The organism is Microcystis sp. M109S1, assembly GCF_020247025.1.
In the GTDB taxonomy this organism is placed as follows: domain Bacteria; phylum Cyanobacteriota; class Cyanobacteriia; order Cyanobacteriales; family Microcystaceae; genus Microcystis.
In genome coordinates this window covers 1-15,370 of record NZ_JADBRW010000077.1, presented here as the reverse complement: position 1 = coordinate 15,370, position 15,370 = coordinate 1, and the positions used below count along the sequence as shown (strand labels likewise).

At 43.7% G+C, this 15,370-nt stretch carries 12 protein-coding genes and 1 other RNA gene; 5 read left to right on the top strand and 8 right to left on the bottom strand.

All coding sequences use genetic code 11. The annotated features are described in order from the left end of the window. Positions 1–295 precede the first annotated feature (295 nt). On the bottom strand, positions 296–2,536 hold the full coding sequence (locus IM322_RS03825) for a glycoside hydrolase (protein ID WP_287674580.1): 2,241 nt from the start codon (positions 2,534–2,536) through the stop codon (positions 296–298). Between the two features lie 669 nt (positions 2,537–3,205). Here IM322_RS03825 and IM322_RS03820 point away from each other — a divergent pair. Beyond that, positions 3,206–3,499 carry a hypothetical protein gene (locus tag IM322_RS03820; protein ID WP_287674581.1) on the top strand — a complete coding sequence of 98 codons (294 nt, stop codon included), beginning with the start codon at positions 3,206–3,208 and terminating at the stop codon, positions 3,497–3,499. A gap of 87 nt (positions 3,500–3,586) precedes the next feature. Next, positions 3,587–4,657 (top strand): WD40 repeat domain-containing protein, encoded by a 1,071-nt coding sequence (locus IM322_RS03815; RefSeq protein ID WP_287674583.1) that lies wholly within the window; start codon positions 3,587–3,589, stop codon positions 4,655–4,657. 16 nt (positions 4,658–4,673) lie between these two features. Here the strand turns inward: IM322_RS03815 and rnc are convergent, their stop codons facing one another. Beyond that, positions 4,674–5,378 (bottom strand): ribonuclease III, encoded by a 705-nt coding sequence (gene rnc, locus IM322_RS03810; protein WP_286825607.1) that lies wholly within the window; start codon positions 5,376–5,378, stop codon positions 4,674–4,676. A gap of 311 nt (positions 5,379–5,689) precedes the next feature. Here rnc and IM322_RS03805 point away from each other — a divergent pair, with 311 nt between their 5' ends. After that, positions 5,690–5,923 (top strand): hypothetical protein, encoded by a 234-nt coding sequence (locus tag IM322_RS03805; RefSeq protein WP_287674585.1) that lies wholly within the window; start codon positions 5,690–5,692, stop codon positions 5,921–5,923. A gap of 81 nt (positions 5,924–6,004) precedes the next feature. Here the strand turns inward: IM322_RS03805 and IM322_RS03800 are convergent, their stop codons facing one another. The 4 genes from IM322_RS03800 to rnpB all read right to left on the bottom strand — a co-directional run bounded on the left by IM322_RS03800 (position 6,005) and on the right by rnpB (position 8,951). Continuing rightward, positions 6,005–6,427, bottom strand: coding sequence for a type II toxin-antitoxin system VapC family toxin (locus IM322_RS03800; RefSeq protein WP_287674586.1), 423 nt, complete (start codon positions 6,425–6,427; stop codon positions 6,005–6,007). Beyond that, positions 6,411–6,635, bottom strand: a complete 225-nt coding sequence (locus IM322_RS03795) for a hypothetical protein (protein ID WP_287170371.1) — start codon at positions 6,633–6,635, stop codon at positions 6,411–6,413. Before IM322_RS03795 ends, IM322_RS03800 begins: the two co-directional genes overlap by 17 nt. Positions 6,636–6,731: 96 nt before the next feature. After that, the gene (locus IM322_RS03790; protein WP_287674588.1) at positions 6,732–8,252 is read right to left on the bottom strand and encodes a protein kinase domain-containing protein; all 1,521 of its coding nucleotides are present in this window, start codon (positions 8,250–8,252) and stop codon (positions 6,732–6,734) included. A gap of 259 nt (positions 8,253–8,511) precedes the next feature. Then, an RNA gene (gene rnpB, locus IM322_RS03785) (RNase P RNA component class A) lies at positions 8,512–8,951 on the bottom strand. A gap of 530 nt (positions 8,952–9,481) precedes the next feature. On the opposite strand from rnpB, the gene IM322_RS03780 reads away from it, so the two are divergent. Beyond that, complete coding sequence (locus IM322_RS03780) at positions 9,482–10,309, top strand: alpha/beta fold hydrolase (protein ID WP_287674590.1); 828 nt, start codon at positions 9,482–9,484, stop codon at positions 10,307–10,309. Here IM322_RS03780 and IM322_RS03775 read toward each other — a convergent pair. Continuing rightward, entirely contained in the window at positions 10,287–11,441 is a 1,155-nt protein-coding gene (locus IM322_RS03775) for a histidine kinase (protein WP_287674591.1), read from the bottom strand. The two genes, IM322_RS03780 and IM322_RS03775, sit on opposite strands and share 23 nt — an antisense overlap. A gap of 147 nt (positions 11,442–11,588) precedes the next feature. On the opposite strand from IM322_RS03775, the gene IM322_RS03770 reads away from it, so the two are divergent. Further along, positions 11,589–13,178, top strand: a complete 1,590-nt coding sequence (locus IM322_RS03770; RefSeq protein ID WP_287674593.1) for a glycoside hydrolase family 57 protein — start codon at positions 11,589–11,591, stop codon at positions 13,176–13,178. Positions 13,179–13,232: 54 nt separating this feature from the next. On the opposite strand, the gene IM322_RS03765 is transcribed toward IM322_RS03770, so the two are convergent. After that, positions 13,233–14,741 (bottom strand): serine/threonine-protein kinase, encoded by a 1,509-nt coding sequence (locus tag IM322_RS03765; RefSeq protein ID WP_287674595.1) that lies wholly within the window; start codon positions 14,739–14,741, stop codon positions 13,233–13,235. Between the last annotated feature and the right edge of the window lie 629 nt (positions 14,742–15,370).

Genomic DNA, 15,370 nt, shown 5'->3' with positions numbered 1-15,370 from the left:
GCAGACCCTAACTAGGGCTGGCTGAATAAATGTGAAATATAGACTAGGTAAGGGTCTTAGGGTCTTTTTTCGCGAAACAGGTGCAAGATTTTGAGAGAATCATGTTTCAAAACCTTACATCTTCATCGGCCCGCGTCCTGTAGGGGCGAAGCATTCGGGCATAACCTATCGCTGAAACCGTAGATTTCCTATCCGAATGCTTCGCCCCTACTTTTTCAGCAGACCCTAACTAGAGATTAGAGCGGTTACTGATAACTGATTACTGATCACTGATAACTGATAACTGATCACTGATTTAAGGTCTTTGCAGGAAGATTAATTCTTCAACGGGGAGGAAATCATAGTATTGACCTTGACTGGCTAAAACTGCGATTAAATGGAGACGAGCATCGGGTTCAATGTGTAATCCTTCCCAAGGGACAGCAATTTCCAAACATTGATTAAAAGAAGCTTTGGCACTACTAGGAACTCGCTGCCAGGTAAAATATTCTTGAGCGGCTTCTAACCAAGTAAATTCCGTGATTAAATTAACTCCTAGATGATGATGATAACCGTAATCGAGGGTCGATCGAGGGGGAATATCTGCTAAGGGAATTGGACTTTGCAGACGATGCACTTCATCATAATACCAATATAAATGCACTTCAGGCGGGATATCTTTGCCTAATTCTGCCCCCGGTTTCCAATCGAAACGCAGATAAAAATTGAGGTGATCCCAACCGAAAAAGACCCTTTGTACTAACGAGACCCGGTGCATTGTACCACTGGCGCCACCAATTTCGATCCGTCCAGCTTTATCCCAATCCTGTTCGTCTCCAAAACCGTCGATAATGGGGTGAATGAAAGCCTCAGGACGATTACTTTGTTTATCCCCGTGTTCTTCCACCGGTTCGAGCAAATAGGAGGGAATTGGCTCATTTAAAGCTTGATAAAGAGCGATCAGGTGTTCGCGGAAAAGTTGGTCAAAAATTGCGTCATGATTGGAGGAATGGCCATAACCAAACCACCAAAACCAATCGGAACCTTCCGCTGCATACAATGCTTCCCACGCGTCGGGGTTATTATCTTCCGTCGCTTCCGGGTGATTAGCGAGGGTTTGACGGGCTAAAATTAGATATTCCCAAGCTTTATTTTTAGCGGGATCGCCGATCCAAGTGGTAAAATTGGCATCGATCCAAGAGCCGCTATGAAGTTGATTGACAGGAATTTTTGCATTAGCGGGAAAGCGATCGAGATATTCGGAAACTGTGACTAATTCGATCTCTTTATGGTCGCTTAAAAGTTGATAAAGGTTCTCTAGGAAGGGTAAACCGTCTTGATGATAGTTTTCCCAACAGTTTTCGCCATCTAGCGCAATGGTAACTAACCAGGGTTTTTCTAGCGTCGTGGTTTCTGCGTTGGTTTTCAGTTGTTCGGCGATCGCTTCTAGGTGTTTAACTAAGTCTGTAGCGGCCTCTTGCGCTTTCATGCCACTATAGCTAAATCCGATCAGATCCGAGAGACGATGATCGCGGAAAACCATCGATAAATTGCCGTTGCTAGTTTCCAGAAGGTAGGGACGATAAAGCAATTCCGGTTCGCTAATATTGCCTTTTTCGTCGCGATGAAAGTAATGTCCCAGAGACCAACCTAACACCCCCTCATCGGAACATAACCACTGAAAACCCTGTTTAGCGACAGCGGGGAGAATTGCGGGACTAACGGATTGTTCCGAGGGCCACAGTCCTCGAGGATGTTTATCAAAGCGATCGATATAGATTTGCCAAGCTTTCTGGAGATGGCGGGAAATATCTTCAGGATAGTGGAAATATTGCCGAGGAAGGGTCATATTCGGCACTGCTACCCGGCCGGCTTCCGAGTTGGCCAGCAGGGGTAAAATTGGATGGGTGTAGGGACTGGTAATGATTTCTAGTTGTCCGGTTTCCTGCATTAACCGGTGTTGCGGCAAGATACGACGCAGAATTTGACGCTGTTTGGAGATAATTCGCTGGCGATCGCTTAAAGTGAAGTTTTTTCCCTGTTCTAACCAGGCAGCGATTTCCAGGTCACTGTGAAAGATAGGATCGATCCAAGCGAGGTTATGCCAAGCTAAGAGATCGCTATAATCTTGCAGATTCCAATGGCTAATACACCAACTATGACCGTTTTCTTGACGCTGTGCGTATAATTGAGCGTAACGGGGGTGCGGATCGATCAGGGTACGATGGTTAGCATCGAAAAAGTGTTCGAGGATAAAGTGTTTTTGTGCCAGGGTTAACTGCGCTTCCGGGGTGACGGTGAGAGCAAGATAGGGGTCTATAGCTAGTCCGTTGACGTAATCCTCTAATTGCAGGATTAAAGAGGGGACAAGGTTGACAGTTTGGTGTAATTTGGGAAAACGTTCTAGAATCAGGATTAAATCGAGATAATCTTTCACCCCATGCAGTCGCACCCAGGGTAAGCGATATTGTCCCGAAGCATCGGTGCGAGTTTGACAGGATTTGTAGAGGGGTTGGTGTTGATGCCAAATAAAAGCGACGTAGAGAGGATAGGCCATGATAATACCGAGGAAAAGTGCATATAACAGGCTTTTAGTCCGTTATTTAGATAATAATGGACAATAAAGCCCATTATAGATTCTTAAAAGTTGATTTCGGTCACTACCATAATCCTATCAACTGGTTTTGAAGGGGTATCGTCTCTTTGTATTTGTTAAAGGATCGGATTCTCTGGGGGTGATTATTTGCAGTTCAGCAGTAGAATCTCTAATATTATTCGGCCTTGCTGATTTGATATGCGAATCTTCTTTTCTGGGATTTTTAAACCTAGATGCAAACTAACTTTTGTCTCCGATAGCTACTATATCAGCCTATCAGAGCCGAGTTTTCAGTTCACTGTTTACTAGACCTCCTGCAAAAGTCAGTTATCGAGCCGCTATCAGTTCAAAATATCGAAAACTTGAGATAAATTTGACATAATCTTAGGTTTTATGGTTTTAGTAGTTGTCTCTTGTCTTTTTTCTCCTCTTGTCTCGGATTGTCCTCACCTAAAAGAAGATTTTTGATTTTTGCACGAGACATACTGTTCACTGATTACTGATTACTGTTCACTGATTACTGTTCACTGTTTACTGTTCACTGAAAACCCCCCATCACCTCGATCGACAACATTTTTCAGGATGATAGGATAAGCTGGAATTATCGAAACCGTAGAAATAATAGATAAAATGAGTAATCTCCTCTGGCCGCGTTTTCTCAAGAAAGCTTACCGTCAAGAACCAATAACTAGCTTTATCTTTACCGCAGCGGCAGTAGATGTCATCATCGGGGTTGTAGGACAAAGATGGACACTGCTATCTTTAGGGGCAACGATTATGGCGATCGCTATTTTAGCCCGGTGGCAACAGAGCCAAAAAAGCAAGGTAATCAACAAAGAAGAAGCAGCAAGATATTATTTACCGCCCCAATCGGGTCAAGTGGCTTTACCAACCCTGAAAAACGAAAAAAATCGACCTTCTTAGCTCAAAAATCTCCCCTTGCTTGGCAATCAATCCCCTCAAAGGCTAGAATCTATAGCACGGTTCATTTGTTAATATTCAACTAAATTTATGAAATTCCGATTTATCGGTGGGGAGAAACTTGTCGGGGCAATTGTGGTCAGTGTCTTAACCACGCTGACAATCGGGCAACATCAGCTTAGTCATGCCCAAAGTCCTATTGCCCCCCCTAAACCCGCGGCTGAAAGTGGCGAAAAAACCCCAGAAACTATCCTAGTAGAAGGTTTAGGCAGACTTACCCTCGCTAAAACCTTAGAAGGGCAACAATCCACCCCTAATGCTGTGATTTTCAGCCCCGATAACCAATTAGTTCTCGCCGGTGGTAGTGATACGGATCCTCTCCTGAGAATTTGGTCGGTAAAAACAGGGCAAAAAGTCTCCCAAACTCGCGCCCAAAGAACCAGCGTCAAAGCTTTAGCCATTAGTCCCAACGAAAGATTATTAGTTAGCAGCGGTTTAGATGGTTCCATTAATTTTTGGAATCTGGTGGAAGGCAAGTATTTAGGAATTGCCCTCGAACACGGTAATACTGTCCTCGCCCTCACCGTTACTCCCGATGGTAAAACATTAATTAGTGGTGGTTTGGAAGGAATTCGCCTCTGGACAGTGCAACCTCCCCGCCGTCCCCTCTATCGTTTAAATTGGGTGGGTAATTTTGTTTATTCCCTAGGGATGAAATCCGATGGTGTCACCCTTGCTAGTGGTCATGAAAACGGTGAGGTAAATTTTTGGGACATCCGCGAGGGCAAATTTTTATCGAAATTTTCCGCCCATCCCCAAGCGGTTAGCAAGCTTTTATACACTCCCGACGGTAAAAATTTAATTACGGGTAGTTTAGACCGCACGATTAAAATCTGGGATACGAGCAATAATAAGTTATTATTTACCCTCATCGGTCATACGTCCCGAATTCGCTCCCTGGCACTCCATCCTAACGGACAAATTCTCGCTAGTGCTAGTAATGACGGTGTGCGTTTATGGGATGTGACGACGGGTAAACAGTTGGCCTGGTTTGATAATAATTCCGACTGGGTGGAATCTCTGGCTTTTAGTCCCGATGGGCAGTATTTGGCTAGTGGTAATTATGATTTTAAAATTCGCCTCTGGCAATTCGTCCGTTAAGCAAAAATGCCCGCATTTAGCCTTTAACCACTTCTAGAAAAGCTGATTTGGCCGCTGCTTGTTCCGCTGCTTTTTTGCTTCTGCCGGTTCCCACTCCTAATTTCTGCTCATTTAACCACACTTCCGCACAAAAACGCTCTTGATCTAAACTATTGATTTCTTTTACTAAATATTGCGGCAGTTTTTTGTATTTTGCTTGTGTCCACTCCTGCAAGGCATCCTTATAATTCTGTCGGGCCGGATCTCGACGAATTTCGGCCGCTTTTTCCCTTAGTGGTTCATCTAGCCAAGAACGCACTAAAACCATAGTCTGTGTACTAAGATATAAAGCCCCCAAGACCGCCTCAAAAGCGTCTGCTAGTCGGGAAATTCGCCCCGCATGATCAATGCTTGTACTACTTGATACCAACAAATAACGCTCGAAACCGTAGCGATCCGCAAATTCCGCCAGAGTGCGATCGCTAACCATCATCGATCGCAGGGCGGCAAATTCTCCCACTAGCGCCTCCGGATAGGTTTCTAACAATACCTCCGCCGCCACGAGTCTTACCACAGAATCGCCCACAAATTCCAATTGTTCATAATTCTTATCACGGGAAATACTGGGATGAGTTAGAGCTAAATCTAATAAATCCCACCTGACGGGGACATCAGCCGATAAACCCAGCTTTTCCACTAGGGTTTTTAATTGTTTTTGGCGACGCGGATCACTTAAGGACATGGGAGCGGGAAGATGGGGGATAGGGGATAGGGGATGGGGGATAGGGGATAGGGGATAGGGGATAGGGGATAGGGGATAGGGGATAGGGGATGGGGGATAGGGGATAGGGGATGGGGGATAGGGGATAGGGGATAGGGGATAGGGGATGGGGGATGGGGGATAGGGGATAGGGGATAGGGGATGGGGGAGAGAGTGAGTTTCTCAGTTTGTTTTGTAACGTCCTCATACCCAGTTTAAATGCACAACAGCTTATCTCACCTGTAGCGTTATACTCAAAGAAGGATTACCTTTACCAACAACCAAGAAAAACCATGATCGAACAAAAGTTTAGTCTAGAAAAACCTCAAATAGAATTTCTCAACCGTTATCAAAAATACGGCTTTAAAGATGCTAATGAGATAGTGAGAGTGGCCCTAGGGCGATTTCAACTAGAACTAGAGGCTCAGGACTTACAGGAATCAGCAAATCTGTATGCAGCAATTTATCAACAAGATGAAGAATTACAGCAACTTACCGAATCAGCTTTAGTAGGATGGACAGCATAATAAATCTCAAGCGAGGACTGATTATTGAGGTAAATCTAGAGCCAACTAAAGGTTCAGAAACTGGGAAAATCAGACCTTGTATTAATCTACCCAATTTTCTAAGGATAAATGAGGAATTTGTCTAAAATGTCGCAGATTTCTGGTTACTAACCTAGCTTGATTAGCTAATGCGATACTAGCAATTAATAGATCGGCTCTGCCAATTTTTCGGATTTCAGAAACACTTCGTAAACGGTCAAATTGATTAGCAGCATCTCCATCAATTAAAATTACAGGAAGTTGATTCAGTAGGAATTCTGAACGACAAAAAAGTTTTTGTGCTTTCAATAGATCACTTCCTGAAAAAGCTTTAAGTAGATAATCTATCCTTCCCCGCAAAATTTCAATCTTGGTGACAATCGCAATGGCGACTTCCTTATCCTGTAAGCTTTCTAACCGATTAATAACGTTAGTATTACCTGCGTGGAGATGAGTTAAAGTATCCGTGTCAAGAAGATACATCATCTTCAGTTTCTGAACGTCCTCTAGCTTGGTAAATAGAGTCTCTTAGATCAGCAAGAGAGCTATCATCCCTTAAAGCACCTGCTTGTTGCAGAAAAACAGTTTTACTCTTTGGGGAAGAGTTAGGAAGGGACGGAGGATTAAAGGCTTTCGTCTCTTGCTCTAATAAAATATCACTGTTTAATTTTTCTGATTTTGGTTTAACTGCCATAATTGCTCCTGATTATTTATTAAAATTTTATCATAAATTTATTGCTAACCACAAGAGTCAAAGTTTTATTTTTGGGAATTTTCAAAACTTGGCGAATTAAAGCTTGACAGGATAAGTATTAACTTGCCAATTGCTTGTAGCTACAGGACAAGCTAAACCCAAATTAGTAATATTCCATTGGATAAAAGCATTATCGTTATTTTTCCAAGTAATCTTAACTGTGCCGACACAGTTACCTGCATTTCCAGACAGCTTAAAATTTCCTCGTAGGGTATCTCCAGTTGTACAACCTTCTGTTTGGGGAGCAGGAATCGTAATTGTTCCTGTAAATGGTGGTTTACCATATCCAAAAACAGTTTCAACTGAACTGAGTGTACTACTACCAAAACAAATTTTATTTAAGTTTGCAATTCTAGTTAAATTACTTTGAGAATGCCAAATTAAGCTTGTTTGCTCAGAAGAAGAGGCGATAGTTTCAGTTGGTTTAAGTTTTTCTTGTTGAAGTTGACGCTGTTTTTCAGCTAATTCTTCCTGGTTTTGTTCAAGCTGACGTTGTTTTTCATCTAGCTGTCGTTGCCTTTCCGCTAATTCTTGCTCTTGTTGTTTGGCCTGATTAGTCTGTTCTGATTGAATTTCAGAGATTCTTTCTTCTAATTTTTGTTGTTGTTTTTTAGAGAAGAAAGTCCAGCCAGCTAAGAAAGTAATACCTATTGTTGCAGCAGCAATAGTAATTTTTATCCAGTCATTTTTCAGAATCACGTTGCCTTGTTGAGATGAAGGGAAAGAAAGTTCAGTTGGCGGTACTGTCGGCTGTCCCTGTAGCGCCTGTCTCATCATTTGAGCAGTTGTAAATCTTTGATTTGCTTGCGATTTAATAGCTTGATCAATTGCATTGGCTAGAGTTGGACTAACATTTAAAGCATATTGTCGCCAGATAATTTCTCCAGTAAGCGGTTCGGTTTCTAATTCTTCAGGTATTCTCCCTGTTAATAAATAAATTGCTGTTAAACCAAGAGCATATAAATCACTGGAAAAAACTGGTCTTCCTATTGATTGTTCTGGAGGCATGAACCCCGGTGTTCCAATTACAATAGAACTGGTGGAATTACCGCTAGGAGACATCACTGTACCTATTGCTTCTTTAATAGCACCGAAGTCAATTAAAATTGGCATTTGATCGTGGTGACGAATAATAATATTATCTGGTTTAATATCTCGGTGAATAATCCGTTTACTTTGAATATATTCCAATACGACTAAAAGCTTTAGTAAAATTCTTTTAACAAAGGTCTCTTCTTGTTTTGCTTGGCTCTTAACTAAACTAGATAAAGTCTGTCCCTGAATATATTCTTGAACCAAATAAAACTGTCCCTGGTCCTCAAAATAAGCAAACAATGTGGGAATTTGATCATGACTATTTCCTAAATCTTCTAAAATCACTGCTTCTCTTTGAAAGCGCTCTTTGACCAGTTGATAGACCTGTGGGTTATTGTGCATGGGCCGCAGTTGTTTAATTACACAGGTGCGACCTGATGGTAAATGGGTATCTTCCGCGAGAAAGGTATCGCCAAATCCCCCACTTGCTAATTGTCGAATAATTCGATACCGATTAGCCAATAGACTTTGCCTCATTTTTTTAACAGAATGTCAAGTTTTGTTAAGAGATTCAACATTGCTGGTACTTACCCATTAACCAATATTTTAGCCTAATATCTCCTAAAGAACCAAAAACACCCCAAACTTACTTAAGTGCGACACACCATTATATCTCTAGCTCACGGTAGCGGCGGCCAAGCGATACGGGATTTGATCAATCACCTAACCGTTAGCGGTGCAATCCCCCTCTAAGCTAAGAAGCATTTAAATTGGTAGTTGAGGAGAGAGTCAGACATAAGCCGAATTCTGTATTTCCCAACAGCAGTAAAATCGCTTTTACCTTTGTCGGAATAGAGGTTATCTATCTGGGATAATTGTTACCAATTACCTCAAGCGGTTCCTAAAAACGGGACAGGAAAAAGACCAACCTTTGTCCCTCCACCTTGCTCCCCACCGGGGTTTACCGAGTCAGTACCTCTCGATACTGCTGGTGCGCTCTTACCGCACCTTTGCACCCTTACCCCCAATCAGTGATCAGTTATCAGTGAATTTACTTTCGTTACTGTTTACTGATCACTGAAAAAGGGGGCGGTATTTTTCTGTGGCACTATCCTCACGCTCGCGCGCACTGGACGTTATCCAGCAAGTGTGGTCTTTCGGGAGTTCGGACTTTCCTCGGAATCATTGATAAAATGATCCCGCAACCTCTAGACCAACTCTCTCCTATTCTCTAGTATGACTTACCAGAGACTCGATCGCTCATATATCCCAGTCAATAATCAGTGATCAGTAAATAGTAAACAGTGAACAGTGAAAAGACAGTAGGAAACTGCTATTTAGGGTATGCTGAAAAAGTTTCTCGTGGGGGCAGGGTGTGGGGTGTGGGGTGTGGGGTGTAGGGTGTAGGGTGTAGGGTTTTACCAATTTTCAGGAGTTCAATTACCTAATTTTCAGAGAAAAAGTCCCTGAATTTTCCCCCGATCACTGCCATATCCGGTACTTTTTGATTGACAAAAGGTCTAAAAGTCTTACCCAACAAGGTTTTTAGATTTATTCAGCCAACCCTATTTAATACTGCTCGCTTAAGCTGTTCGTAATTTAAATTGCTTGGGCCAGACGAGGCACTCTTGCGCTCTTGCACTCTTGCAACAGTAAAGGAATTGGATGAGATTCGGCTAATCTAAGAATAAGCGGTTTAAATACGTCTTAGCTTAACTGATAACTGATAACTGATAACTGATAACTGATCAATGTCGATCGCTCTAAACGTTAACATTAAAGGTAATGGCTATCCGATCCTCTGTCTGCACGGTCATCCCGGTTCGGCAGCCAGTATGTCTGTATTTACCGATCATTTTTGCCAACGCTGGCAAACCCTGGCCCCGGATCTGCGCGGCTACGGTAAAAGTCGTTATCGCCGCGATTTTCAGCTAGAAGAACATCTAGAGGATTTAATCGGGCTGCTCGATCGCCAAAAAATCCAGCAATGTTTAATTCTCGGTTGGTCTTTGGGGGGTATAATCGCACTGGAATTAGTATTGCGGCATCCGGAGCGCTTTCCTGGTTTAATTCTAGTGGCCTCGGCCGCGCGGCCTTGGGGTAGTCATCCTCCTATCACCACCACAGATCTGATTTTGACGGGGATGGCGGCAATTCTCAATCAGATCAAACCGGGATGGCGTTGGAATATTGATACTTTTGCTCGTCGTTCCCTGTTTCAGTACCTTTTTTCACAACATCAAGCGATCGCCTATCAATACCTCGCTCAAGATGCTGTTCCTGCCTACTTACAAACTTCTCCATTTGCCGATCGCGCTTTAAATCGGGCTTTTAAAAAAGGTTACAATTGTTTAAAATCCCTTGACAAAATTACAATTCCCTGCTTGGTTCTGGCGGGGGCAAAGGATCGCCATATTACCAGTGCCTCGAGCCAAGAAACGGCTGAAAAACTGAAACTGTCTGGGTGGAAATGTTACCCCGATACGGCCCATCTGTTCCCCTGGGAAATCCCCGACTTAGTTTTAGGGGACATTGATAATTGGTTAGCGGAGCATTTTAGCGATAAACTGGCAGGGTGAAGTGAAAACTACTGCCGTGGTCGGGGACACTATCCACCCAAATTTGACCGTAGTGGGCGCGAATAATCTTGCGACAGACCGATAAACCGATGCCATAACCTTCTTTACCCTCATCCCGTTTGAGACGCACATGACCCTCAAAAATATGCTCTTGTTTTTCTTCGGGAATGCCGGGGCCGGTATCACTGATGCTTACCTGTACTTTTTGAGTAGTACGATGGAGGACAGAAAGGGTAATTGCGCCGCCAGCGGGGGTATATTTGATCCCATTCTCCAGGAGATTAATAATCACCTGTCGGATTAACTCCTCATCAGCATAGACGGGGGGCAGATCTTGGGGGATATCGCTTTGGAGAATTAAAGTCTTTTCCTGAAAAGTATCGGTAAATTGAGACAAAATTTCCTGACAGAGGGATTGGAGATAAAATTTACTCTGTTGGAGAGTGAATTGGGCCGCCATGCTCTTAGAAGCTTGCAGAATATCCGTAATCAAACGGTTCATAATCCGGAACTGTTTACGGGCCTGTTGGTGCAGTTGTTCTCGTAATTGCAGACTGCGCTCCGTATCTGGTTGATGATAGGCTAATTCTAGGGTTTCCACAGCGATGGAAGCAGCGGTGAGAGGGCTGCGTAAATCGTGGGCTAACATAGCCAAAATTTGGTCTTTAAATTTTAATTGTTCTAATAATTCTTCCTTTTCTTGTTTGAGACGAAAAACCTCATCGGCGATGCGGATGAGTTCGCCCGAATGTTCCACCTCTTGAAGTTGTGCATCCTCAGCGTGATGATTTTTGACCTCCTCTTTAATCGCTTTTTGCCAACGTACCAACCATTGTTTAAACTGTTCCACCAGATTACTGCCCGCGAGGGTATGGCGGGGGACGGGGGCAATTTTGACCAAGGCGGGGGTAGCTACAAGGCGAAAATGTTCGACTAAATGAGGTTGCTGGCGAATTTCGATGATTTGTAGGTCAATCGGGTAATCAGACTTTAAAGACTGGAGATAGGACTGAATTTGACGGATAATTTCTTGAGAACTGGGACGGTCATCAACAAACAGCAAAAGTTGAATCGAGAGAGGCGTTGTCGTCTCTCTCCCTAAAGCAGTCAGTGGCTCGTTAGATGGGAGCATCGGAAAATTAGTAAACCTAGGGATTGACGAGATCGATCGACGATCGATCGACTTTTATCATATTCTTTATTGTAGAAGCTTAAGATAGTATAAAATCTACTCAACCTAATCTTAAAGTTTTATTCCTTAATTCTAAGAAGAAATCCTATGGCTTTTGGCTATGTTGCCCTAGTTCTCCACGCTCATCTCCCTTTCGTCCGCCATCCCGAAAGCGATTACGTCCTCGAAGAAGAATGGTTATACGAAGCAATCACAGAAACCTACATCCCTCTGCTGCAAGTTTTTGAAGGTCTCAAGCGGGACGGTATCGATTTTAAAATGACCATGAGCATGACTCCGCCTTTGGTGTCGATGCTGCGGGATCCGTTACTGCAAGAGCGTTATGAAGAACACTTAGGTAAGTTAGAAGAATTAATTGCTAAAGAAATCGACCATAATCAACACAATGGCCATATTCGCTACTTAGCCGAATATTACGCTGAATCTTTCCAAAGTATCCGACAAACTTGGGAAAAATACGATCGAGATCTGGTCAAAGCTTTTAAACAATTCCTTGACAGTAATAACCTAGAAATTATCACCTGTGGTGCGACTCACGGTTATATGCCCCTGATGAAAATGTACCCACAAGCGGTCTGGGCGCAAATTGAGGTGGCCTGTCAACACTACGAAGAAAATTTCGGTCGTCGTCCCAAGGGCATTTGGTTGCCGGAATGTGCCTACTACGAAGGGGTAGAAAGAATGTTAGCCGATGCGGGCATTCGTTATTTCCTCGTCGATGGCCACGGTATTCTCTACGGTCGTCCTCGCCCCCGTTACGGCAGTTACGCGCCCATTTTCACGGAAACCGGGGTGGCTGCTTTCGGTCGTGACCACGAATCTTCTCAACAGGTTTGGTCTTCCCAAGTTGGTTATCCGGGGGATATAGTTTATCGGGAATTCTATAAAGATTTGGGCTGGGAAGCAGAATACGAATATATTAAGCCCTATATCATGCCCAACGGTCAACGCAAGAATATAGGCATCAAATACCACAAAATTACTAGCCGGGACGGTGGTTTATCGGAAAAAGGGCTTTATGACCCCTACTGGGCCAAAGAAAAAGCCGCCGAACACGCGGGCAATTTTATGTATAATCGCGAGCGGCAAGTGGAGAGTTTAGCCGGAATTATGGGCCGTCCTCCCCTTGTTGTTTCTCCCTACGATGCCGAGTTATTCGGTCACTGGTGGTATGAGGGACCCTGGTTTATTGATTTTCTGTTCCGTAAGTCTTGGTATGACCAAAATATCTACCAAATGACCCATTTAGCCGATTATCTCCGGGCTAAACCCAATCAGCAGGTCTGTCGTCCTTCCCAATCCAGTTGGGGTTATAAGGGTTTCCATGAATACTGGCTGAATGAAACTAACGCTTGGATCTATCCTCACCTACACAAAGGCACGGAACGGATGATTGAATTAAGTCATCATGAAGCGGAGGATGAATTGCAGGAACGGGCTTTAAATCAGGCGGCCCGGGAGTTATTATTGGCCCAATCTTCCGATTGGGCGTTTATTATGCGAACCGGTACGATGGTTCCCTATGCTGTCCGGCGCACTCGTTCCCACCTGCTGCGGTTAAATAAAATCTATGAAGATGTGAAATCCGAGAAGATTGATGCCGGTTGGTTGCAAAAAGTCGAGGAAATCGATAATATTTTCCCCAATATTGATTACCGTGTCTATCGACCTCTGTAATCTGGGTGAATAGTATCGATAAAAAGGGAGGTTAGTTAATGCCTCCCTAATTTTTTAGGGCTGCGGGGGGAATTCTGAGGCTAATTTGCCCAGAATCTGGGGTTTAAGTTGATCGAGTTTCTGTTTTAACATCCGCTTGCTAATTTGTGGGCTGCCAACCTGGGCTAATTGACTATCTGTCACCCATTGCCGCAAAATTTGGCATTGATTGGGGGGAATATTAGCGGTGATCACATTTTCACAGATAGGGCCGCCTTCGAGGGGGAAAAATAAAATCCAGTATTGACCGGTTTCGGCGAGGGTTTTGGTCATTTTTTGACCTTGGGGGGTTTTTAAGTCCAAATAACAGGGCAACCAGCGGGGTCCCCATTGACGATGATAGAGGAGAGTAATCCAGAGAAGCATCGGGTGGGGTGTGGGTAAAAAGAGGAATTTATTATAACGGACACTAGCAACCCGGACGGCGATATCCTCTCGAGCCAACATTACCCATAAACTGGCAAAAACGCCGTCAGCAGCTCGGAGACAGCGTGAGAAGACAATTTTTTGGTGCGGTTTATCCTCGGGCCAACTGGACTTGAGACAGATATCCCTCGCATTAGCAGCAGAAACAATGGTTTGATTTAAATCATCAAGGGGTTTGATTTTGCTGGTGTAATCGTCGGTTTTTTTGACTATTTCATTTTTGACTAGGGGTTCAAGTCGTTCGAGACGTTGTAGTATATCTGTAACACTTGACGGGCGATCGCTGGGTGCTTTGGCCAAGCAGCGCCGGATTAACTGTTCTAATTCTGGCGGTAATTGCAAGCTAGAATTAAAGGAACGGGGTTCGGCGTAGTGGTGAACCTCATACCAACCGCCAAAGGAGGGATTATTGGGAAAAACGGGCGTTTCTCCCGTGAGCATCTCGTACATCATAATCCCAAAACTGTAGATATCGGAACGATGATCGAGTTCTTTACCTTCCATCTGTTCTGGGGAACAATAGGCTAAGGTTCCCATAAACGATTGGGTTTGGGATTCTCCCGATTGGATGAGTTTAGCGATGCCAAAATCGAGAATTTTCACCAATTCCCCTAATCCTGAGTCCTGAATCACCATAATATTGCTTGGTTTGATGTCCCGGTGAATAATCGGACACATCTCCCCTTGGAAGATAATACCCTTATGGGCGCATTCCAGGCCGAAACAAATCTGACGGGTGAGATTGAGAAAGCGCGGGAGGGGCAGCGGCTGATGTTTGATGAGTTCACTCATGCTCCCCCCCTGCAAAAATTCCATGACGTAGAAGGGGACTTCCTTGTCATCTACACCATAATCACGAACTTTAACAACATGAATACTTTTTTCGCCTAAAAGTGCCGAAATAGTCGCCTCTCGCTCGAAGCGCTCACGCATTCTTTGGTTGAGGAGAGTTTGCGAGAGTAATTTCACGGCGACGGTTACGCCACCTAATAGTTTATCTTCTGCTCGATATACTTGTCCCATGGCACCACTACCGATCAACTCGACCAGTTGGTATCGATTGGCAAGTAAGCTCCGATGTCTAGATTCTGCCGACATAGCTAGGCTACCTTTTTAATTATAGTGAGTCTGGTGGAGAGAGTTTCGGTTCTTCGTTACTTGGTATGGTTCAATAGGGTGGCATAAATCGACTAAATCCTTATCTGGCAAGAGACTTAATTGATTAGCTCGTTCTAGATCGAAAACAATTGGCAAAAATTGCCGCAATGTCTTTCTAGATGAGGGTTTAATCCCTTATAACCCCCGTCCATTACATAACACAAACCGAAGAACCAGAATTTCTTAAAGAACCGCTGCAATTGGTAGTTGATCGAGAGGACTTAATCTTAGAATGCCCTTTTTTTCGGCTAAAAGCATGATTATTAAGATATATTTTCAGGTATTTTTAGTCATTGCCCCTTGCCTAATTAATTTTTGTGGGTTGAAAAAATGAACAACCCAAGTATAAATTAGCACAAAATCTCTAAATGAAGAACATCTAAGGGTCTGCTGAAAAAGTACGGGCGAAGCATTCGGATAGAAAATCTCCGGTTTCACCGATAGGTTATTGCCCGAATGCTTCGCCCCTACAGGACGCGGGCCGATGAAGACGCAAGGTTTTGAAGCACGATTCTCTCAAAATCTTGCACCTGTTTCGCTCGTAAAGCCACAAAACCCTTACCTTGCCT